The organism is Variovorax sp. 54, from assembly GCF_002754375.1.
Lineage (GTDB): Bacteria > Pseudomonadota > Gammaproteobacteria > Burkholderiales > Burkholderiaceae_C > Variovorax.
The window spans coordinates 1,039,382-1,060,236 of the sequence record NZ_PEFF01000001.1; the positions used below are offsets into that span (position 1 = coordinate 1,039,382).

A 20,855-nucleotide genomic window follows, 5' to 3' on the forward strand; every position below is an offset into this window, starting at 1 on the left:
GCTCAGAGAGCCAAGGGAGATCTTGCCCAGATATTCCACCCGACCGTCACTGACGGCAACGGCGCGCGCCGTTCGATCGCGCGCCGTCCGGGGTCGTTTCAGATTGATTGAGGGAGTTAGCGAAAGCCGCCGCTGACGTACAGGTGTTCGCCGCTGATAAAAGAGGAATCATCGGACGCTAGGAAGACCGCAACCTTGCCCATCTCCTCGGTCTTGCCGAGGCGGCCGAGTGCCGTTCTCGAGGTGATGGCGTTGGCGAAGTCGGACCCGACGAAGCCATTGGTAATCACTCTTTCGGTGACGGTCAGCCCAGGGTTCAGGGCGTTGACCCGGATACCGCGCGGTCCCAGCTCTTGGGCGAGGACGCTGGTGTAACCATCGATCGCAGCCTTGGACGCCGAGTAGACAGCATTGCCGGGCATTGGGTACTTCGCTGCCAACGAGCCGATATTGATAATGCTGGCGCCCGCCTTGAGGTGCTGGACGGCGGCGGCGGTCACCAACATCGTACCGAGCACATTGAGATCGAACTCCTGATGGAACTGCTCTTCGGTGACTTCCTCGACGGTACCGAACGTGTGCATGCCGGCATTGTTCACCAGGATATCGAGCCCACCGAACGTCTTGATCGCCGCGTCCACAATGGCTTGAGCCGATACCTTCTTCGTGATGTTCGCGCCGATGGCGATGGCGTCGCCACCGGCTTTCTTGATATCCGCAACGACGGCATCCGCGCCCACCTGGTCGCTGTTGTAGTTGACGACGACCGAAGCGCCCTCGGCGGCCAGCGCCCGCGCGATTGCGGCACCGATACCAGTAGAGGACCCCGTGACGATGGCGACTTTTCCGGTAAGTTTCTTGGACATAATCTATTCCTTTGCAAATGGTTTTTTACTGATCGATACAAAACATGGCGTGCCGGTTTGCCTCAAGGCAGAGCGCCCCGTTCTTACCTTTTTCCGTGGGAGTGTTGTGCTAGGGGCTTCGCCGACTGAGGTTTTGTACCGAAAGTATATTAAGGCGGCCCAAGCCAAGTCAAGAAAGAATTGTACCTTTCGGTAAAAAACCTTAAGGTGTCAAAAGTGATGGATAGTTCTTCGAAAAAAAACCTTGGGGGCCGCCCCTTGGAATTCTGTCTAGAGACGGCGCTCGAAGCGGCGACGGGCGTTTTTGCGTCGAAGGGATTTGAGGCGGCCTCGCTGAATGATCTCTGCTCGGCGATGGGTATCAACCGGCCGAGCCTCTATCTGCACTTCGGGAACAAGGAGGCGCTCTACCTGAAATCGCTCGAACGCTACTCGCGCATGAGCGCACAGGATCTGGAGACCTGCCTTTCCGATCCGTCCGCGCGAGCGGGAGTCGAGCGGCGGCTGCGCGAAGTTGTGATGACGTCCACCGATCCGCACGGACCGGGTGTGTGCTTCACCACCCAAGGTCCCCTGAAGAGCCGTACAGCGTCAGCGGGGATACGCGAGGAGCTGGCGCGATGGCGCGGCACCACGGCGCTCAGGCTGCGTGCGCGCTTTGATAAAGCGGTGATGGACGGCGAATTATCGCCCAGCACGAACACCGAGAGCCTCGCCAATTACTATACGGTGCTGATGCAGGGGTTGGCGGCGCAAGCGCAGGACGGCGGCGAGCGAGCGGCGCTGCTCAATGTGCTCGATGTCGCGATGGCTGCCTGGCCAGCGTCCCGCTAGGCGCTCTTTACGTTGGCATCGGTGTGCCGCGGCGCCTTCTTGGGAACAATATCTCGCCGATTTCCAGCAAATCCCGCAATTAAGCTGCGCTCACGGCGGCCCATGAAGCCCATGTCTTGGCCATAGGTCTGCTGCGATCAGCACCTGAGCGGTGCGGAGCAGGCTCAGGGTGCGCCACTCATATCCGACACGACCGCGTGCGCTGGATCAAAAACCGCAGCCGCCCCGCCATGCAGGCGGGCAAGCGCTTCACGGCGTAGGCAGGGCTGCCTGAAAGCGTTCATGGCCTGGTGTGTTGGATTCCGCCGATCTCTGACCCTAGGCGGATGCGCCAGGCGCCCTAGACGACGATGCAGCGACTTACTTACGAGCTCGACCGGCCTCGCATCAAAGGACTTGGCCGCTGGCTGATGCCTCCATCGCGCACTAAGTGCGGAATGCCTGAACGAAGCACCACAATTTAGGGCACATCTAGGGCATGAGCGTCAGAAATGACAAAGGGGTTAGCAACTACTACGCTGCTAACCCCCGTCAATACTGGTCGGTGTGAAAGGATTCGAACCTTCGACCCCTTGCACCCCATGCAAGTGCGCTACCAGGCTGCGCCACACACCGAAGCTCTCGATTATAGCGGGCTAAATTCAGTGTCCGACAGTCAGCAGCTCACGAATTTCAAAGAGTTCGCGGCGAAGGTGCAACAACTGCGACAGGTCGACGGTCTGCGTGGCCGCTGTAGCCCCGGGTTCGTCTTGCACGGCGGCATCGAATTCTTCCTGGCCGATCTCGATGGCCTCCAGGCCTTCGAGCGGCACTTCGCCGGCCTTGCGACGGTCGCGCTCGCCTTGCGTGAGTTCTTGCAGCTTGTTGCGCGCACCGCTGATGGTGAATCCCTGGTCGTAGAGCAGGTCACGGATGCGGCGGATCATCAGCACTTCGTGGTGCTGGTAGTAGCGACGGTTGCCCCGCCGCTTCATCGGGCGCAGCTGCGTGAACTCCTGCTCCCAATAGCGCAGCACGTGCGGCTTCACGCCGCAGAGTTCGCCGACCTCACCGATGGTGAAGTAGCGTTTGACTGGAATCGGCGGGAGCGCTTTCTCCATTATTTCCATTGAAATCAAGACTGTGCGCGGGAAACCTCATAGATTACTCTACGCGGCCGCACAGCACCAAGCACTATTCCGCGCCCAGGCTCCACTCGACTTCGGAAGTGCCTTCTTGTGGCTCGACGGTGCCCTGGATCTGCTCCTTGAGCTTCGCACTCGCATGGAAGGTGGCCACGCGGCGCTCGCCGATCGGAATGGCTTCGCCGGTGCGCGGGTTGCGCCCAGGACGCGGCGCCTTCACGCGGATCTGGAAGTTGCCGAAGCCAGAGATCTTCACGTCCGTGCCTTCGATGAGGCTACCGGCGACGAGCTCGAAGAACGCCTCCACCATGTCTTTCGACTCACGCTTGTTCAGGCCGATCTGCTCGAACAGCAGGTCGGCCAGGTGCGCCTTGGTAAGCGCCGGCGTTTCGAGGGCTTCGAGCGTGAATTCGGCGGCGTTCATCTTCATCCTCTCAAGCGGCCGCCCAGGGTGGCGCCCAGTTGTTCGACGATTGCACGGACAGCAGGTTCGACCTGCTCGTCCGTCAGCGTGGCGACATCGCTCTGGAAGGTCAGGCGCACGGCCATGCTCTTCTCGCCCGGCGCCAACGCACCCGGCGCGGCGACTGCGCCTTCACGCAAGGGCTGCGGACGGTAGATGTCGAACAGCGTTGCATCCCGCAGCAGGCCCGAGGCGGACGCGCCCGCGCGGATGGCCTGCATCAGCGCATCGTGCGTCACCGCTTCGGCCACGACGACCGCGATGTCGCGCTCGACAGCCTGAAGCTTCGGCACCGGCTGTGCCACGGGCACGGGCCGCGCCGTGACGGCGTCGAGGTCGAGTTCGAAGAGCACGGGCGCTTGCGTGAAGTCCCACTTCTGGCGCCAGCGCGGATGCAGTTCGCCGATGAAGCCCACGGCCTGGCCATCCAGCAGCACGCGGGCCGAACGGCCAGGGTGCAACGCCGGATGCTCGGCCACTTCGAAGGTCGGCACGCGCGGCGCGAGCAGCGCCTCGACATCGCCCTTGACGTCGTAGAAGTCGGCGCGCTGCGGCTTGCCGTCCCAGCGCGACGCCTCGGCATCGCCCCAGGCGAGGCCTGCCACGCGCATGGGCTGATTCACGCCGCGCACGGTGCTGTCGGTGGTGACGACGCTGTCGTCGCGCAGGAACACGCGGCCCAGCTCGAACACGCGCACGCGCGGCGCCTTGCGGTCGAGGTTGAACTTGAGCACCTGCAGCAGCGAGCCGAGCAGCGACGAGCGCATCACGCTCATCTGGCTGGCGATGGGGTTCAGCAGCTTGACCGGGTTGGCGTTGCCCGCGAGGTCCTGCTCCCAGTGCGCTTCGACGAAGCTGAAGTTGATGGTTTCCTGGTACCCCAGCGCTGCGATGCTGCGACGCACGGCGAAGCGGCTGCGCTGTGCTTCGGGTCGCACACGGGCGGTGATGGGCGCGAGCGGCGCGGTCGTCGGCAGGTTGTTGAAGCCGATCAGGCGCGCCACTTCTTCGATCAGGTCTTCCTCGATCAACAGATCGAAGCGGTGCGGCGGCGGCGTGACGGTCAACGTGCCTTCGCCTTCGACGAGGGCGAAGCCGAGGCGGTTGAGCGCGTCGGCGCATTGCGCCTGCGTCAGCGGCATGCCGATGACGCGCGCGGCGCGGGCCACGCGCAGCGTGACGGGCGCGGCGTCGGGCAGGCGCAGCGTCTGGTCGTCCATCTTGCCGGCTTCGCCGCCGCAGATCTCGACGATCAGTTGCGTGATGCGCTCGATGATCTGCACCGTGCGGCTCGGGTCGACACCGCGTTCGTAGCGGTGGCCGGCGTCGGTCGAGAAGTTGAAGCGGCGCGAACGGCCTTGCACGGCCTCGGGCCACCAGAAGGCGGCCTCGACGTAGATGTTGCGCGTGTCGTCGGAGACCGAGGTGGCATCGCCACCCATGATGCCGGCGAGCGATTCGACTTCGCGGTCGTCGGCGATGACGCCGACTTTTTCGTCGACGGTGATCGTCGTGCCATTGAGCAGCTTGAGCTGTTCGCCCGCCTTGCCCCAGCGCACCGTGAGGCCGCCGTGGATCTTGTCGAGGTCGAAGATGTGGCTGGGCTGGCCGTACTCGAACATCACGTAGTTCGAGATGTCGACCAGCGGCGTCACGCTGCGCTGGCCGCAGCGCGCGAGGCGCTCGACCATCCAGGCCGGCGTCGCGACCTTGGTGTTCACGCCGCGCACGATGCGGCCGGAGAAACGACCGCACAGGTCAGGCGCTTCGACCTTGACGGGCAGCACATCGGAGAACGACGTGGCCACGGGCGCGATGGCCGGCGTCTTCAGCGGTGCGCCGGTGAGCGCAGAGAGTTCGCGCGCCACGCCGTACACGCAGAGGCCGTGCGCCAGATTGGGCGTGAGCTTGAGGGTGAGCAGCGCGTCGTCGAGCTTGAGCACGTCGCGCACATCGGCGCCGAGGGGCGCATTCGCGTCGAGCTCGAGCAAGCCGCCGTGGTCTTCGCTCAGGCCGAGCTCGCGCGCCGAGCACAGCATGCCTTCGCTTTCAACGCCGCGCAGCTTGCCCAGCTTGATGAGGAAAGGCTTGCCGTCTTCACCCGGCGGCAGTTCGGCGCCGACGAGGGCGCACGGCACCTTGATGCCGACGCGCGCATTGGGCGCGCCGCACACGATGTTCAGCAAGGCACCCTGCCCCACGTCGACCTGGCACACGCGCAGGCGGTCGGCGTTCGGGTGCTGCACGGCTTCCTTGATTTCGCCGACCACGATGCGCGTGAAAGGCGGCGCCACCGGACGGCGCTCTTCAACCTCGAAGCCGCCCATGGTGAGCGTTTCGGCCAGTGTGGCGCTGTCGAGGGGCGGGTTGCAGAACTCGCGCAGCCAGGATTCCGGGAATTGCATCTCTTCGATCTCGATCTGTTTTTCTGGTTTGGAAAGGGCGTGTCAGTGAATCACTGGAACTGCGAGAGAAAACGCAGGTCGCCGTCGAAGAAGAGGCGCAGGTCGTTCACGCCGTAGCGCAGCATCGTGAGCCGGTCGGGGCCCATGCCAAAGGCGAAGCCGATGTAGCGCTCGGGGTCCAGGCCCATGTTGCGCACGACGTTCGGGTGCACCTGGCCCGAGCCGGCAACTTCGAGCCAGCGGCCGGCCAATGGGCCGCTCGCGAACTGGATGTCGATCTCGGCGCTCGGCTCGGTGAACGGGAAGAAGCTCGGGCGGAAGCGCAACACGAGGTCGTCGCGCTCGAAGAAGGTGCGGCAGAAGTCAGTGAAGACGACCTTCAGGTCCTTGAAGCTCACGTTCTCGCCGAGCCACAGGCCTTCGCACTGGTGGAACATCGGCGAGTGGGTGGCGTCGCTGTCGACGCGGTAGGTGCGGCCCGGTGCGATGACGCGGATCTCGGGCGCCTTCACGGTGCCGGTGGCGTCGGCGGCAGCAGCTGCGAACTCGGCCGCGTACTTCTTGGTGTGCTGGTGGGCGTAGCGCACCTGCATCGGGCTGGTGTGCGGACGCAGGTTGTAGGGAATGCCGTCGTCGCCCTTGAGGTCGACGTAGAAGGTGTCCTGCATCGAACGCGCCGGATGGTTCGGCGGGTTGTTCAGCGAGGTGAAGCTGTGCCAGTCGCTCTCGATCTCGGGACCGTCAGCCACGTCGAAGCCCATGCTCGAGAAGATCTCTTCGATGCGCTCCAGCGTGCGGCTCACGGGGTGCAGTCCACCGCCGGCGCGGTGGCGGCCGGGCAGGCTCACGTCGAGCGCTTCGGCGCGCAGTTGCAGCGAGAGTTCTTCGTCGGCGAGTTGCTGGCGGCGGTCGGTCAGTGCGGCCTCGATGGCCTGCTTGCCGACGTTGATCGCGGCGCCACGGGACTTCTTCTCTTCGACACTCAGCGCGGCCATGCCCTTCATCAGCTCGGTGATGCGGCCCGACTTGCCAAGGAACTGGGCCTTGGCGTTTTCGAGCTCTGCGGGCGTTTTCGCTTCGGCGAAGGCGGCGCGTGCGGTGTCGACCAGGGAGTCCAACTCGTTCATAGCAACAAAAATCTTCGAGGGGAAATAAAAAAGAGCTGGAGCCTTTTCAAGCGCCAGCCCTTGAGCCGTGGGCGCAAGAAGCCGTCCGAAGACGGCGACCTGCTGTGCAAGATCAAGCAGCCAGCTTGGCCTTGACCTGCTCCACGATGCCGGCAAAAGCGGCCTTGTCGTGCACGGCGATGTCCGCAAGCATCTTGCGGTCGATCTCGATACCGGCCTTGCGGATGCCATTGGCGAACTGGCTGTAGGTCAGGCCCAGTTCACGCGAGGCGGCGTTGATACGCGCGATCCACAGCTGACGGAACACGCGCTTCTTGGTACGACGGTCACGGTAGGCGTATTGCCCAGCCTTCATCACCGCCTGTTTGGCGACGCGGAAGACATTACCGCGGCGACCGCGAAAACCCTTGGCGAGTGCGAGAACTTTTTTGTGGCGGGCGCGAGCCGTTACACCACGTTTGACGCGAGGCATGTGTTTACTCCTTGTTCGTCTGAATTAAATGCCACGGCCGGGCAGCATGGCGGCGACAGAAACCATGTTGGTTTCATGCACTGCGACTGCACCACGCAGGTGACGCTTGTTCTTGGTGGTCTTCTTCGTCAAGATGTGACGCTTGAAGGCTTGACCGCGCTTGACGGTGCCACCGGGACGAACGCGGAAACGTTTTTTCGCGCTGCTCTTGGTCTTCATTTTGGGCATATGAATGCTCCTTTAGTTTGTGCTCGTGAGGCGCCGCGGATACTCCACGGACTTGTTGGCCCCGAGACACTTCTTTATCTCGCCCCCGCCTGCACTTCTTTCGAAATGCGGGCCAGGGCGAAATCCCTTCAAAACCCGTCTACTGCAAATGCCTCAGGCGGTTGCCGTGGGCGCTGCTGCCGGCGCAGCATCTGCAGCCGGCTTCGGCGCCGCGCTGCCAACCTTCTTGCGGCCCGGCGCGATCATCATGATCATCTGGCGGCCTTCCAGCTTCGGGAACTGCTCGACCATGATCGTGTCGCCCAGTTCGTCGCGAATGCGCTGCAAGAGTGCCAAACCGAGCTCCTGGTGCGTGATCTCGCGGCCGCGGAAGCGCAGCGTGATCTTGCATTTGTCGCCCTCTTCAAGAAAGCGCTTGATGTTGCGCATCTTGATGTTGTAGTCGCCATCGTCGGTACCGGGCCGGAACTTGATTTCCTTGACCTCGATGACCTTCTGCTTCGACTTCGCCTCGGCTGCCTTCTTCTGCTCGTGGTACTTGAACTTTCCGTACTCGATCAGGCGGCACACGGGCGGATTGGCCGCAGCAACGACCTCCACCAGATCCACATCGGCCTCGCCAGCAAGGCGCAAGGCCTCCGAGAGACTCATAACACCCATTGGCTCGTTTTCCGGGCCTACAAGGCGGACTTCCGGGGCCATGATTTCCCGGTTCAGGCGGTGTTGGCGTTCCTCGCGGTGGCGGCGGTCGCGAAATGCAGTAGCGATGGTCAGAATCCTTCAAAGTTTGCTACAAAATCTGTAGCGATCGCCGTTCAGTCTTCGCGGACAGGCGACACGACTTGGCAGGGAAACATATGAGGGTGTTTCAGAGACAAATCAACGCTTGTCAGCAACGTCCTGGACGAGCCGTTGCGTGAACGATTCGAGGGACATTGCACCGAGGTCTTGATTGCCCCGGGCGCGCACTGCGACGGCACCTGCTTCCTTTTCCTTGTCGCCCACGACGAGGATGTAAGGGAGCTTTTGCAACGAATGCTTCCGTATTTTATACGTAATCTTTTCGTTGTGCAGGTCGAGCTGGACCCTAAGCCCTTGATTTTGCAGCGTTTTCGCAACTTGCGCAGCGTAATCGGCCTGTCCTTCGCTGATATTGAGCACCGCCACCTGCACCGGAGCGAGCCATGCGGGCATCGCGCCGGAGTGGTGTTCGATGAGCATGCCGATGAAGCGCTCGAGGCTACCGACGATGGCGCGGTGCAGCATCACCGGGTGGGCGCGGCCGCTCGATTCCGTCACGTATTCGCCGCCGAGGCGCTCGGCCGTGTTGTAGTCGACCTGCATCGTGCCGCACTGCCAATGGCGGCCCAACGCGTCGCGCAGCGTGTACTCGATCTTCGGGCCATAGAACGCGCCGTCGCCGGGCGCAATCACGAAATCGACGCCCGAGCGGCGCAGCGATTCCATCACCGCGTGTTCGGCCTTGTCCCAGAACTCATCGGAGCCGACGCGGTTCTCGGGCCGCGTGGCGACCTTGTAGAGGATGTCCGTGAAGCCGAAATCGGCATACACCTTCTGCAGTTGCGCCGTGTACGCGATGCACTCGTCGAGGATCTGGTCTTCCGTGCAGAAGATGTGACCGTCGTCCTGCGTGAAACCGCGCACGCGCATGATGCCGTGCAGCGCGCCGCTGGGCTCGTTGCGATGGCACTGGCCGAACTCGCCGTAGCGCAGCGGCAGGTCGCGGTAGCTGCGCAGGTCGCTCTTGAAAATCAGCACATGGCCCGGGCAGTTCATCGGCTTGAGGGCGTACTCGCGCTTCTCGGATTCCGTGACGAACATGCCTTCGCGGTAATTCTGCCAATGGCCCGTTTTCTCCCACAGGCTCTTGTCGAGAATCTGCGGACTCTTCACTTCCCAGTAGCCCGTGTCGCGGTAGATGCCGCGCATGTACTGCTCGACCTGCTGCCAGAGCGCCCAGCCCTTGGGGTGCCAGAACACCACGCCCGGCGCCACTTCGTCGATGTGGAACAGGTCGAGTTCCTTGCCCAGCTTGCGGTGGTCGCGCTTCTCGGCTTCCTCGATGCGCTGGATGTACTGGTCGAGTTGCTTCTTGTCGGCCCAGGCCGTGCCGTAGATGCGCTGCAGTTGCTCGTTCTTGGCGTCGCCGCGCCAGTAGGCGCCGGCCAGCTTCGTGAGCTTGAAGACCTTCAGGAAGCGCGTGTTCGGCACGTGCGGGCCGCGGCACATGTCGACGTATTCCTGGTGGTAGTACAGGCCCATGGCCTGCTCGTCGGGCATGTCTTCGACGAGGCGCAGCTTGTAGTCTTCGCCGCGCGACTTGAAGACCTCGATGACCTCCGCACGCGGCGTCATCTTCTTGACCACGTCGTAGTCCTGCGCGATCAGCTCGCGCATGCGCGCCTCGATGGCGGCCATGTCTTCGGGCGTGAACGGGCGCTCGAACGAGATGTCGTAGTAGAAGCCTTCGTCGATCACGGGCCCGATCACCATCTTGGCCGTCGGGTACAGCTGCTTCACCGCGTGGCCGACCAGGTGGGCCGTCGAGTGGCGAATGATCTCCAGGCCCTCGTCGTCCTTGGGCGTGATGATCTGCAGCTTGGCATCGCGGTCGATGACATCGCTGGCATCGACGAGCTTGCCGTCGACCTTGCCGGCCACCGTCATCTTGGCGAGGCCGGGGCCGATGGATTGGGCCACTTCGGCCACCGAAACCGGGCCGGGGAACTCGCGGCGCGAGTTGTCGGGGAGCGTGATCTGGATCATGTGAAAACCTCGGGGAGAAAAACAAAAAAGCGCGGTGGATGCCGCGCTTTGCTTGGTTGGTGCGCTGGAAAAACCAGCGAGCGCGGGGCTACCGGCCCTTTCCTTCGAAGAAGAAAAAGCCGCCGAATCCTTGCGGGGTAGTTCGCGGTGTCATAACCAAGGTGCCTTTCTCGCTCTTGTTGAGTGCAGAGTCGGCGATTCTAGCCGCTGCCTGTGCGGGCCGTGGGACCGCGCCCATTCGTCGGAACGCCCACGAAAAAGCCCGGCACGGAGCCGGGCTCGGGGGCGACAGCGCAGCGCGCCGTCACTCAGCGATCAGCGAAGGCAGCTCAGTGGAACTGCTCTTCTTCGGTCGAGCCGGTCAGCGCCTTCACGCTGGATGAGCCACCCTGGATCACGGTGGTCACGTCGTCGAAGTAGCCGGCGCCGACTTCCTGCTGGTGCGACACGAAGGTGTAGCCCTTGTCGCGTGCGGCGAACTCGGGTTCCTGCACCATGTTCACGTAGTGCTTCATGCCTTCGCCGCGAGCGTAGGCGTGGGCGAACTGGAAGGTGTTGAACCAGTTGATGTGGATGCCGGCCAGCGTGATGAACTGGTACTTGTAGCCCAGCGCCGACAGGTCTTCCTGGAACGAGGCGATCTGCTTGTCGTCCAGGTTCTTCTTCCAGTTGAACGACGGCGAGCAGTTGTACGACAGCAGCTTGCCGGGGCAGGCGGCGTGCACGGCTTGCGCGAACTCACGGGCGAAGCCGATGTCGGGCACGCCGGTTTCGCACCACACCAGGTCGGCGTACGGGGCGTAGGCGACGCCGCGGCTGATGGCTTGCTCCAGGCCGTTCTTGACGCGGTAGAAGCCTTCTTGCGTGCGCTCGCCCGTCAGGAAAGGCTTGTCGTTGGCGTCGTGGTCGGACGTGATCAGGTTCGCAGCTTCTGCATCGGTGCGGGCCAGAACGATGGTCGACACGCCCATCACGTCGGCAGCGAAACGTGCCGAGATCAGCTTCTCGCAGGCCTCCTGCGTCGGCACGAGCACCTTGCCACCCATGTGACCGCACTTCTTGACGGCAGCCAGCTGGTCTTCGAAGTGCACGCCGGCAGCGCCCGACGCGATCATGTTCTTCATCAGCTCGAAGGCGTTCAGCACGCCGCCGAAGCCAGCTTCCGCGTCGGCCACGACCGGCAGGAAGTAGTCGATGAACTCCTTGTCGCCCGGGTTGATGCCGCGGCCCCACTGGATTTCGTCAGCGCGCTTGAACGTGTTGTTGATGCGACGGACCATCGTCGGCACCGAGTCGTAGGCGTACAGCGACTGGTCGGGGTACATCGTTTCCGAGGTGTTGCCGTCGGCGGCGACTTGCCAGCCCGACAGGTACACGGCTTCCAGGCCGGCCTTGGCTTGCTGCATGGCCTGGCCGGCGGAGATCGCGCCGAAGGCGTTCACGTAGCCCTTCTTGGCACCGCCGTTGATCTTGTCCCAGAGCTTTTCAGCGCCGCGCTTGGCCAGCGTGTGCTCGATGGGGAGCGAACCGCGCAGGCGAACCACGTCGGCTGCGCTGTAGCCGCGCTTCACGCCCTTCCAGCGCGGGTTGGTGGCCCAGTCCTTTTCGAGGGCGGCAATTTGCTGTTCGCGGCTCAGTTGTTCGTTCAGGGTCTGGGGCATGGTCACTCCGTGAGGTTGATTGAAGGTTGGCGTTGCGGCCGTGGGGTTACTGTAATCCGATTGCGGACTCTTATGTCTTATAGAAGACATATTTTTGAACCAACAAAATCAACAACTTACAGAGATATTTCTCAATGAGAAATTATTTTTCTCATATTGAGAAAAAATATTGCGGCGCAACAGTCTGAGTTTTCGCGATACGGAATCACTCTTTCGGTTGTGAAAACGAACGCGCTTCCCCTGCGATTTCCGCGGCATGCGCGATCCAGTCGCCGCCGTCGATCACGCGACGGCCCGCGATGCGCATCGGATGGATCTCGTAGACCAGGCACTCGACCCATTTCGCTCCCACCGCCACGCGCACGCTGCGTCGGATGTACTCGCCCGAATCGTCGTCGGCCACTTCTTCGAGCCGGTCGAGTTCGCGCTCGACCTCCGGCGCAATGCGATACACCTCGCCCTTCACGCGCCCTGCCCCGCCGAGCACCACGCCCGGGTACGCGCCCAGGTCGTACAACGTGCCGGCAATGACGGCCTCGCCAACGAACACCGGCGCCGGCCGGTAGCGCGCGATGTCGTTGCGCCCGCCGCGCCGCAGCGTGCCGTAGACAAGAACGTGGGGCATCATCGAATCCATCCGATCAACAACCAGTGCCCAGTCTATTGAACCCCGCCGCTTCCACCTCCGGCCGCCTCGTGGCCTACGGCTGCCTGGCCTTGAGCATGTCGCTCGTCGGCGTCTACGTCGCCCTCTCCAAGCCGCTGGTGGCGGCCTTCCCGGTGCTGCTGCTGGCCTGGCTGCGCTTCGGCATCGCGGCCCTCGCCATGCCGCACTGGCTGCGGCCCACGCCCGACGAGCCGCCCATGAGCGCACGCACGCGCGGGCTCGTCTTCCTCGAGTCCTTCCTCGGCAACTTCCTGTTCTCGATCTGCATGCTGTTCGGCGTGAGCCTCACCAGCGCCGTGTCGGCCGGCGTGATCATGGCGTCGATCCCGGCCGTGGTCGCGGTGGCCAGCTGGCTCTTCTTGCGTGAGCGCATCACGGCGCGCATCGGGCTGGCCATCGGCTGCGCCGCGATCGGCATCGGCCTGCTCGCCTTCACGCCGACGCATGCACCGACCGCCACCGGCAGTGGGGTCGGCGCACCGTCGATGCCCTGGCTCGGCAACCTGCTCGTGTTCTGCGCGGTGCTCTGCGAGGCCGCCTACGCGGTGATCGGCAAGTCGCTCACCGGCAAGCTGGGGCCCAAGCGCATCGCCTCGCTCATCAACCTGTGGGGCTTCGTGCTGTCGATGCCCTTCGGCATCTGGTTCGCGCTGCAGTTCGACTTCACTGCCGTGCGCTTCGGCACCTGGGCGCTGCTGGTGGCCTACGCACTGGCCGCCAGCATCTGGACCGTGTGGCTGTGGATGACCGGACTTCGCCACGTACCAGCGGCGCAAGCGGGTGTCTTCACTGTCTTGCTGCCTGTGAGTGCGGCCCTCGTGGGGGTGCTCGTGCTCGGGGAAAACCTCACTTCGCCACAGCTGCTTGCGTTCGCGATCGCCCTCGTGGGCGTGGTGCTGGCGACGTGGCCGGGGCGACGAACGTGAACAACGCCCCTTCTCCCCTCTGAAAAAACAACAGCTCCCAATGAAAAAAGCGCTTTTTCCCTTGGAAACGCGTTTTTTCTCATTTAGCATCCGCATTGCCACTGGAGACGCAAGTTTTTCATTGGTGAACGTTCAACCAAAAAAGGAAATCAACCATGGCAACTGCAAAGAAAGCTCCGGCGAAGAAAGCCGCTCCCGCAAAGAAGGCTGCGGCTCCTGCAAAGAAGGCCGCTCCGGCCAAGAAGGCAGCGGCGCCCGCCAAGAAGGCTGCTGCTCCTGCGAAGAAGGCTGCCGCTCCGGCAAAGAAGGCTGCTGCTCCTGCGAAGAAGGCTGCTCCTGCAAAGAAGGCTGCTCCCGCCAAGAAGCGCACCCCCAACGCTGCGTTCATGAAGGCCCTGACCCCCAGCCCGGCACTCGCCGCTGTGGTCGGTTCGACGCCTCTGCCGCGCACCGCTGTGGTGAGCAAGCTGTGGGACTACATCAAGAAGAACAACCTGCAAGACAAGGCCAACAAGCGCAACATCAACGCCGACGCCAAGCTGAAGGAAATCTTCGGCAAGGCCCAGGTTTCGATGTTCGAACTGGCAGCGCTGATTGGCAAGCACGTCAAGTAAGCGTTCGGGAGCCTCGTGCTTCTGAGTCAAAAAGCCCGCGTCATGCGGGCTTTTTTTTCGCCTGCGGCACGCCGCCACCCGCCTCGAAGAAGCGCGCAGGCGTGCGGCCGAAGTGCTTGCGGAAGGCCTCGATGAAGGCGCTCACCGAGCTGTAGCCCACCGTCAGCGCCACGGCCGTCACCGACTCGCCCAGGCTCAGCAACTCCACCGCCTTCAGCAAGCGCGCCTGCTGGCGCCATTGCGCGAAGCTCCATCCCGTCTCTGCTGCGAAGCGCCGCGTGAGCGTGCGACGGGCCATGCCGATGCGATCGGCCCAGTCGTCGATGCCATCGGCCAACGCCGGATCATTGGCCAGTGCGCTCGCCATCGCCACCAGCCGCGGGTCCTGCGGCATGGGCAGGTGCAGCGACTCGCGCCCGCCAACCACCAGCTCGTCGATCAGCACCCCCACCAATCGCATGCGACGGGGCTCCAGCAGCGCATCGGATGCCTCCAGCGACATCAGCCGCGCCACCAGCTCCCGCACCAGCGGCGTGGCGGCAAAGACATGCGGCCCGTCCGGCAGCACCGCCGCAGCCAATGCATCGATGTGCAGGCTCCACCCCGACGTAGCCCCGAAGCTCTGTGCGGCATGGGCGCAGCGCGGCGCAATCCAGCCGATCCATCCCGGCGGCTGCACCCAGCGACCTGCGGGCGTCTCGATGACCTGCAGGCCTTCGCGCAGTGCGAACAGCTGGCCGGTCTCGTGCGCGTGGTAGCCCGTGACGCGCGCTGCTTCGTGCGCGTAGCGCCAGAGCGTCGCGGGCGACTCAACCGCCATGGCTGCTGGCCCGCTGGCGGTATCGATTGGCCCCGCGCCGCAAGCCGGGCGCCCCTCTGCTGCCTAGCATCGGATGCATCGCCACCAAGGAACAACCATGAAAGCGCAAGACATCATTCCCGACGGTCAGGACTTCGCCGTCATCGACGGCCACACCGTGCGCAAGGGCTCGGTCGGCGCCTTCCTCGCGAATGCGCGCGTGCTCGAGGACGCCAACGCGCCAGCCGACGCACGCCGCATCGCCCGCAACGACCTGCTGTCGCTCGTCCCCACGCTCGCCGCGCTGGGCCTGTTCGACGTCTTCGAACTGCGCTCGCCCGCGCTGCGCGACGAGGTGGCCCGCCATCGCGCGACGCTCAGCCCTGCGCCTGCTGCTTCGCCGCGCGCGTGATCGACGCCAGCGTGCCGCGCGTGGTGATCACTTCGGGGTCGAGCGGGATCTCGATCAGCGTGCCCGTGTCGGCCGCCAGCGCGCGCAGCAGCGCCGCTTCGAACTGCGCCGTCTCGGTGACGCGCTCGGCCGCGTAGCCATACGCACGCGCCAGCCCGCAGAAGTCCGGGTTGCGCAGCGCGGTGCCGCTGGTGCGCTCGGGGTACTCGCGCTCCTGGTGCATGCGGATCGTGCCGAACATGCCGTTGTTGAGCAGCACGACGATGCTCTTGCCGCCGTGCTGCGAGGCCGTCGCCAGCTCCTGCCCGTTCATCAAAAAGTCGCCGTCGCCCGCGATGGTGAAGGCCACGCGCCCGGTCGCAATGCTCGCCGCAATGCCGGCCGGCACGCCGTAGCCCATCGCGCCACTGGTCGGCGCCAGCTGCGTCTTGGCGCCCTTGGCGAGCCCGTGGTAGCGGAAGTAGCGATGCACCCAGCTCGCGAAGTTGCCGGCACCGTTGGTGATGGCTGCATCCGCCGGCAGGTGCTTCTGCAGCAGCGCCACCACGGCCGCCATGTCGACCGCGCCGCGCGGCGTTTCGGCCGGCATGCCGGTGAGCGCCTGCGGCTCGAGCCAGGCTTCGTAGTCCGCATGCAGCTGCTGCGCCCAGTCTTCCCACGGCAGCGAAGGCGGCGCGCTCAGCACCTCGAGGCTGCGCGCGGCAGCGCTCATGCCGGCGTTGATCGCCAGGTCGGCCTGGTAGACGCGGTTCAGTTCCTCGGCGCTCGCGTGGATGTGCACCAGCGTCTGCTTGGCCTTCGGCGCTTCGAGCAGCGTGTAGCCGCCGGTCGTCATCTCGCCCAGGCGCGGGCCGATGGCCAGGATCAGGTCGGCGTCCTTCACGTGCTGCGCGAGCTTCGGATTGATGCCAATGCCCACGTCGCCCGCGTACAGCGGGTGGTGGTTGTCGAAGGTGTCCTGGAAGCGGAAGGCGTTCGCCACCGGCAGGCGCCAGTTCTCAGCAAAGCGCTGCAGCGCCTGGGCCGCCTGCGTCGTCCAGCCGCCACCGCCTGCGATCACCAGCGGGCGTTGCGACTTCAGCAGCAGCTCGCGCAGCGTGCGCAGCGCGCCCGGGTCGCTCCACGGCTGGACCGCTTCCACGCGCGCCAACGGCCGTGCCGACGTCTCGGAGCGCAACATGTCTTCTGGTAGCACCAGCACGACCGGGCCCGGCCGGCCATTCATGGCGGTGGAGAAGGCGCGCGCGATGTATTCGGGAATGCGGTCGGCGTCGTCAATGCGCTCCACACGCTTGGCGAAGCCCTTGGTGCTCGGGCCGAAGAAGCTGGCGTAGTCCACTTCCTGGAAGGCCTCGCGGTCGCGGAAGTCGCTGCCGACGTCGCCGACGAACAGCACCATCGGCGTCGAATCCTGGAACGCGTTGTGCACGCCGATCGATGCATTGGTCGCGCCCGGCCCGCGGGTCACGAAGCACACGCCCGGCCGCCCCGTGAGCTTGCCGTGCGCCTCGGCCATGAAGGCTGCGCCGCCCTCCTGCCGGTTCACCACGAAGCGTGCGCGGTCGCGGTACGCATGAAAGCCGTCGAGCACCGCCAGGAAACTCTCGCCCGGCACACCGAAGGCGACCTGCATGCCTTGTTCGACCAGGCACTCGACGATCAGGTGGCCGGCGGGTTGTGATGTACTCATGAAAAATTCGAACCTCAGTTGCAAATGTCTCCGGCAATTATGTGCGCCCGCCTTCCACGCCTTGTCTTAATTCCCCAATTGGTTAAATTCGCGTCATGAAGGCCCCCAAGGACTCTTTGCCCGAAACGCTCGAGCCGCGCTCGCGCGACGCCGACCGCTCGCAGCTGGCCATCCTCGCGTCGGCGCGCGACGAGTTCGCCGCGCGCGGGCTCGCCGGAGCGCGCATGGACAGCATTGCCGAGCGCGCAGGCCTGAACAAGCGCCTCATCTACTACTACTTCGGCAGCAAGGACGACCTGTTCCTGGCCGTGCTCGAGCGTGTGTACGCCGACATCCGCGCCGCCGAACAGCGCCTGCACCTGGACGAGATCGAGCCCGTCGAAGCCATTCGCCAGCTGGTGTCGTTCACCTGGCACTACTACCTGGAGCACCCCGAGTTCATCACGCTGCTCAACAGCGAGAACCTGCACGGCGCCTCGCACCTGAAGCGCTCCGACCGCATCCAGGAGATGAACTCGCCGCTGGTGCAACTGCTGGCCACCGTGCTGGAGCGCGGCAAGAAAGACGACCTGTTCCGCGCCGGCGTCGACCCGGTGCAGCTGTACATCTCCATCGCGTCGCTGTGCTACTTCTACCTCTCGAACAACCACACGCTGTCGGCCATTTTCGGGCGTGACCTGCGTGCCCCCAAGGCGATGGCGCAACGCCTCTCGCACATGACCGACCTCGTGCTGGGCTACGTCCTGCACTGACCGACGACGACCGGCGCGCGCCCCGCCGCGGGCGCACCCACCCTCCTTCTCGTTCTCCGGGTAATCACTAGGCCGCCGCCGTTGACGCTGCGGCGCAGCCGTTCCTAAAATCGTTAATTCACTCATTGGTGAATTGATCGATCCCAGAATGCGGCCCGACCGCGCGGAGACACACCTTGAAGCCCCTTGCCAGCACTGCACGCACCACCGTCCTTGCCTCGCTGACCTGCATCGCCGCCCTGCTGCCGGGCCTGGCCGCAGCGCAGAACGGCTACCCCACCAAGCCGATCCGCGTGATCGTTCCTTTCGCTGCCGGCAGCACGACGGACATCATTGCCCGTGCCATCGCCGACAAGATGAGCCTCAGCATGGGCCAGACGCTGGTCATCGACAACCGCGGCGGTGCCAGCGGCACCATCGGCCAGCAGGCGGTGGCCACGGCTGCGCCCGACGGCTACACGGTGATGATCCATTCGTCGTCGCACACGGTCAGCCCCTCCACCTTCGCCAAGCTGCCCTTCGACACGCTGCACGACTTCGCGGGCGTCACGCCCATTTCGTCGCTGCCCAACGCACTGGTCATCTCGCCCAGCAAGAACATCAAGACCCTGCCGCAGCTGCTGGCCGCCGCGCGCGCCAAGCCCGGCAGCATGAACTTCGCCTCGGCCGGCCAGGGCAGCGCCACGCACCTGAACGCCGAGAAGTTCAAGATGGCCGCGAAGATCGACGCGACCAACATCCCCTTCAAGGGATCGGGTGAAGCCGTCACCGAGGTGCTGTCGGGCCGCGTCGACTACTACTTCTCGCCCATCGCGCCCGTCATCGGCCAGATCAAGGACGGCCAGCTGCTCGCACTGGCCGTGGGCTCGCCCAAGCGCGCCGCCGCCCTGCCCGACGTGCCCACCACCACCGAGGCCGGCGTGCCGGGCTCCGAGTTCAACTTCTGGATCGGCATGATGGCCCCCGCCAAGACGCCGCGCGACGTCGTCAACCGCCTGCACGACGAAGTGGTCAAGGCGCTGGCCACGCCCGAGGTGAAGGAGCGCTTCCTCAAGCTGGGCGCCGACGCCTGGACGCTCAAGCCCGAGCAGTTCGACGTCTACATCAAGGACGAGATCGCGAGCAACGCGCAGCTCGTGAAGGCCGCCGGCCTGTCGGTCCAGCCGTAGTCCGCAACAAGAGGCTCCAGTCGTCGTCGCCATGTTCCGCAAGCTCCTGCTCTCCCCGGCCCTGCGCCCGTTCTTCCTGATCCTGTTGCTGCTGGTGCTGTGGGACCTGACGATCCGCCTCTTCAAGATTCCGGCCTACCTCATTCCCCCGCCGTGGGAGGTCGTGAAGCAGCTCGTGGCCGAATGGCCGCGCCTGCTCGCCGAAGCCTGGAAGACCACGCTCGCCACGCTCGGCGGCTTCGGGCTGACGATCGTCATCGGCATTCCGATCGCGATGGTCATCGCCTACTCGCGGCTCGTCGAGTCGTACGTGTACCCGCTGCTGGTGTTCTCGCAGAGCATCCCCAAGGTCGCGATTGCGCCGCTGTTCGTGGTGTGGTTCGGCTTCGGCATCTTCCCGAAGGTGATCAGCGCCTTCCTGCTGGGCTTCTTCCCGGTGGTGGTGTCGACGGTGATGGGCTTCAAGTCGGTCGAGCCCGACATGCTCGACCTGGCCCGCTCGATGGGCGCGAGCCGCCTGCAGACCTTCTTCAAGATCAGCCTGCCGCAGGCCCTGCCCGCGATCTTCAGCGGCCTGAAGGTGTCGGTCACGCTGGCCGTGGTGGGTGCGGTGGTCGGCGAATTCGTCGGTTCCAACTCAGGCATCGGCTACGTGCTGCAGGTGGCCAACGGCAACTTCGACCTGCCGCTGATGTTCGCCGCGCTCGTCGTGCTGTCGAGCATCGGCGTCATTCTTTTCGTCGCCGTCGACCTGGTCGAGCGCGTGATGATTCCGTGGCATGCCTCGCAGCGCCACGTGCAGTGAACTCCCTCGTCATACCCAGAAAACTCCCGGAGACAACGCCATGAAGAAACTGCTGCTTCCCTCGCTGCTCGCCGCAGCCGCGCTCGCCACCTTCGCCATCGCCCCCGCCCACGCGCAGGGCGACAAGCCGAAGGACAAGGTCACGCTGATGCTCAACTGGTACCTGTACAGCGAGCACGCGCCCTTCTTCCTGGGCAAGGAGAAAGGCTTCTACGCCGAGGAAGGCATCGAGCTCGACATCCAGGAAGGCCGCGGCTCCGCCGTCACCGCGCAGGCGGTGGCTGCCAAGTCGGCGACCTTCGGCTACATCGACGTCACCACCATGATCAAGGCTGCCGCCAAGGGCGCGCCGCTGAAGTCGACCGGCGTGCTGTTTCAGGTGAGCCCGATGTCGGTCATGGGCTTCACCGAGAAGAACATCAAGACACCCAAGGACATCATCGGCAAGACCGTGGCCGTGACGCCCGGCGATTCGATGTCGCAGATGTGGCCGCTGTTCCTCAAGGTCAACAACATCAAGGCCGACCAGGTGAAGATCGTCTCGGGCGACGGCCAGACCAAGCTCAATGCCGTGACCAACGGCCAGGCTGATCTGCTGCTGGGCTACGTGATGGACCAGGCCATCAAGCTGCAGGACGCCACCGGCAAGCCGGTAACGCCGATCCGGTTTGCCGACTCGGGCGTGAACCAGATCAGCTCCGGGATCATCACCAACAAGAACCTGCTGACCGAGAACCCCGACCTCGTGAAGCGCTTCATGCGCGCCTCCACCAAGGCCGCCGAAGCCGCAGAGAAGAGCCCTGAGGCCGCAGTCGACGCGATGCTCAAGGCCAACCCGAAGGCCGGCGTGCGTGACACGCTCATCGTCGGCATGAAGCAGAGCGTGGCGCTGTATCACACGAAGGACACAGCCAACCAACGGCCGTTCCGCGTGGCGATGAAGAACGTCAACGACTCGCTCGACCTGCTGGTGCAGTACGGCGGCATGGATGCGTCCACGCGCGGTAAGCCCGAGGACTACGTCACCCTGGACTTCCTGCCGAACTGATTTCCT

21 protein-coding genes and 1 tRNA gene are annotated in these 20,855 nt (G+C 64.3%); 8 read left to right on the plus strand and 14 right to left on the minus strand.

The features are described 5' to 3' along the window. Nucleotides 1–116 precede the first annotated feature (116 nt). Nucleotides 117–866 carry an SDR family NAD(P)-dependent oxidoreductase gene (locus CLU95_RS04615; RefSeq protein WP_099790854.1) on the minus strand — a complete coding sequence of 250 codons (750 nt, stop codon included), beginning with the start codon at nt 864–866 and terminating at the stop codon, nt 117–119. Between the two features lie 180 nt (nt 867–1,046). Here CLU95_RS04615 and CLU95_RS04620 point away from each other — a divergent pair, with 180 nt between their 5' ends. After that, nucleotides 1,047–1,700 (plus strand): TetR/AcrR family transcriptional regulator, encoded by a 654-nt coding sequence (locus CLU95_RS04620; protein ID WP_180288541.1) that lies wholly within the window; start codon nt 1,047–1,049, stop codon nt 1,698–1,700. A gap of 538 nt (nt 1,701–2,238) precedes the next feature. Here the strand turns inward: CLU95_RS04620 and CLU95_RS04625 are convergent. From CLU95_RS04625 to CLU95_RS04675, 11 genes are all read right to left on the minus strand, one after another. Then, nucleotides 2,239–2,315, minus strand: a tRNA-Pro gene (locus tag CLU95_RS04625). 26 nt (nt 2,316–2,341) lie between these two features. After that, a complete protein-coding gene (locus tag CLU95_RS04630) occupies nt 2,342–2,800 on the minus strand; it encodes a MerR family transcriptional regulator (RefSeq protein ID WP_099790858.1) in 459 nt (152 codons plus the stop codon). A gap of 73 nt (nt 2,801–2,873) precedes the next feature. After that, nucleotides 2,874–3,248, minus strand: a complete 375-nt coding sequence (locus tag CLU95_RS04635; RefSeq protein WP_099797114.1) for an integration host factor subunit alpha — start codon at nt 3,246–3,248, stop codon at nt 2,874–2,876. Nucleotides 3,249–3,250: 2 nt separating this feature from the next. Continuing rightward, nucleotides 3,251–5,692 carry a phenylalanine--tRNA ligase subunit beta gene (gene pheT, locus CLU95_RS04640; RefSeq protein ID WP_099790860.1) on the minus strand — a complete coding sequence of 814 codons (2,442 nt, stop codon included), beginning with the start codon at nt 5,690–5,692 and terminating at the stop codon, nt 3,251–3,253. 50 nt (nt 5,693–5,742) lie between these two features. Further along, nucleotides 5,743–6,819 (minus strand): phenylalanine--tRNA ligase subunit alpha, encoded by a 1,077-nt coding sequence (gene pheS / locus CLU95_RS04645; RefSeq protein WP_099790862.1) that lies wholly within the window; start codon nt 6,817–6,819, stop codon nt 5,743–5,745. Nucleotides 6,820–6,931: 112 nt separating this feature from the next. Next, nucleotides 6,932–7,291: a 50S ribosomal protein L20 gene (gene rplT / locus CLU95_RS04650; protein ID WP_007832499.1), complete on the minus strand. Its 360-nt coding sequence runs from the start codon at nt 7,289–7,291 to the stop codon at nt 6,932–6,934. Nucleotides 7,292–7,315: 24 nt separating this feature from the next. After that, a complete protein-coding gene (rpmI, locus tag CLU95_RS04655) occupies nt 7,316–7,519 on the minus strand; it encodes a 50S ribosomal protein L35 (protein ID WP_007832497.1) in 204 nt (67 codons plus the stop codon). A gap of 153 nt (nt 7,520–7,672) precedes the next feature. Further along, on the minus strand, nt 7,673–8,296 hold the full coding sequence (infC, locus tag CLU95_RS04660; protein ID WP_099790865.1) for a translation initiation factor IF-3: 624 nt from the start codon (nt 8,294–8,296) through the stop codon (nt 7,673–7,675). 102 nt (nt 8,297–8,398) lie between these two features. Beyond that, nucleotides 8,399–10,306: a threonine--tRNA ligase gene (gene thrS, locus CLU95_RS04665; RefSeq protein WP_099790867.1), complete on the minus strand. Its 1,908-nt coding sequence runs from the start codon at nt 10,304–10,306 to the stop codon at nt 8,399–8,401. Nucleotides 10,307–10,635: 329 nt separating this feature from the next. Further along, nucleotides 10,636–11,967 (minus strand): isocitrate lyase, encoded by a 1,332-nt coding sequence (gene aceA, locus CLU95_RS04670; RefSeq protein WP_099790869.1) that lies wholly within the window; start codon nt 11,965–11,967, stop codon nt 10,636–10,638. A 205-nt stretch (nt 11,968–12,172) separates the two neighbouring features. Next, nucleotides 12,173–12,595 carry a gamma-glutamylcyclotransferase family protein gene (locus CLU95_RS04675; RefSeq protein WP_099797115.1) on the minus strand — a complete coding sequence of 141 codons (423 nt, stop codon included), beginning with the start codon at nt 12,593–12,595 and terminating at the stop codon, nt 12,173–12,175. A gap of 35 nt (nt 12,596–12,630) precedes the next feature. On the opposite strand from CLU95_RS04675, the gene CLU95_RS04680 reads away from it, so the two are divergent. After that, the gene (locus tag CLU95_RS04680; RefSeq protein WP_099790871.1) at nt 12,631–13,560 is read left to right on the plus strand and encodes a DMT family transporter; all 930 of its coding nucleotides are present in this window, start codon (nt 12,631–12,633) and stop codon (nt 13,558–13,560) included. Nucleotides 13,561–13,715: 155 nt separating this feature from the next. Beyond that, nucleotides 13,716–14,174 carry an SWIB/MDM2 domain-containing protein gene (locus tag CLU95_RS04685; protein WP_099790873.1) on the plus strand — a complete coding sequence of 153 codons (459 nt, stop codon included), beginning with the start codon at nt 13,716–13,718 and terminating at the stop codon, nt 14,172–14,174. A 40-nt stretch (nt 14,175–14,214) separates the two neighbouring features. On the opposite strand, the gene CLU95_RS04690 is transcribed toward CLU95_RS04685, so the two are convergent. Then, the gene (locus CLU95_RS04690; protein ID WP_099790875.1) at nt 14,215–14,994 is read right to left on the minus strand and encodes an AraC family transcriptional regulator; all 780 of its coding nucleotides are present in this window, start codon (nt 14,992–14,994) and stop codon (nt 14,215–14,217) included. Between the two features lie 97 nt (nt 14,995–15,091). Here CLU95_RS04690 and CLU95_RS04695 point away from each other — a divergent pair, with 97 nt between their 5' ends. Further along, complete coding sequence (locus CLU95_RS04695) at nt 15,092–15,385, plus strand: hypothetical protein (protein ID WP_099790877.1); 294 nt, start codon at nt 15,092–15,094, stop codon at nt 15,383–15,385. Here the strand turns inward: CLU95_RS04695 and CLU95_RS04700 are convergent. Beyond that, the gene (locus CLU95_RS04700; protein ID WP_099790879.1) at nt 15,351–17,075 is read right to left on the minus strand and encodes a thiamine pyrophosphate-binding protein; all 1,725 of its coding nucleotides are present in this window, start codon (nt 17,073–17,075) and stop codon (nt 15,351–15,353) included. The two genes, CLU95_RS04695 and CLU95_RS04700, sit on opposite strands and share 35 nt — an antisense overlap. A gap of 95 nt (nt 17,076–17,170) precedes the next feature. Here CLU95_RS04700 and CLU95_RS04705 point away from each other — a divergent pair, with 95 nt between their 5' ends. From CLU95_RS04705 to CLU95_RS04720, 4 genes are all read left to right on the plus strand, one after another. Continuing rightward, a complete protein-coding gene (locus tag CLU95_RS04705) occupies nt 17,171–17,827 on the plus strand; it encodes a TetR/AcrR family transcriptional regulator (RefSeq protein WP_099790881.1) in 657 nt (218 codons plus the stop codon). A 176-nt stretch (nt 17,828–18,003) separates the two neighbouring features. Further along, on the plus strand, nt 18,004–18,996 hold the full coding sequence (locus tag CLU95_RS04710; RefSeq protein WP_099790883.1) for a tripartite tricarboxylate transporter substrate binding protein: 993 nt from the start codon (nt 18,004–18,006) through the stop codon (nt 18,994–18,996). 31 nt (nt 18,997–19,027) lie between these two features. Next, nucleotides 19,028–19,801: an ABC transporter permease gene (locus CLU95_RS04715; protein ID WP_099790885.1), complete on the plus strand. Its 774-nt coding sequence runs from the start codon at nt 19,028–19,030 to the stop codon at nt 19,799–19,801. A gap of 40 nt (nt 19,802–19,841) precedes the next feature. Then, nucleotides 19,842–20,849 (plus strand): ABC transporter substrate-binding protein, encoded by a 1,008-nt coding sequence (locus CLU95_RS04720; RefSeq protein WP_099790887.1) that lies wholly within the window; start codon nt 19,842–19,844, stop codon nt 20,847–20,849. Nucleotides 20,850–20,855: the final 6 nt, after the last annotated feature.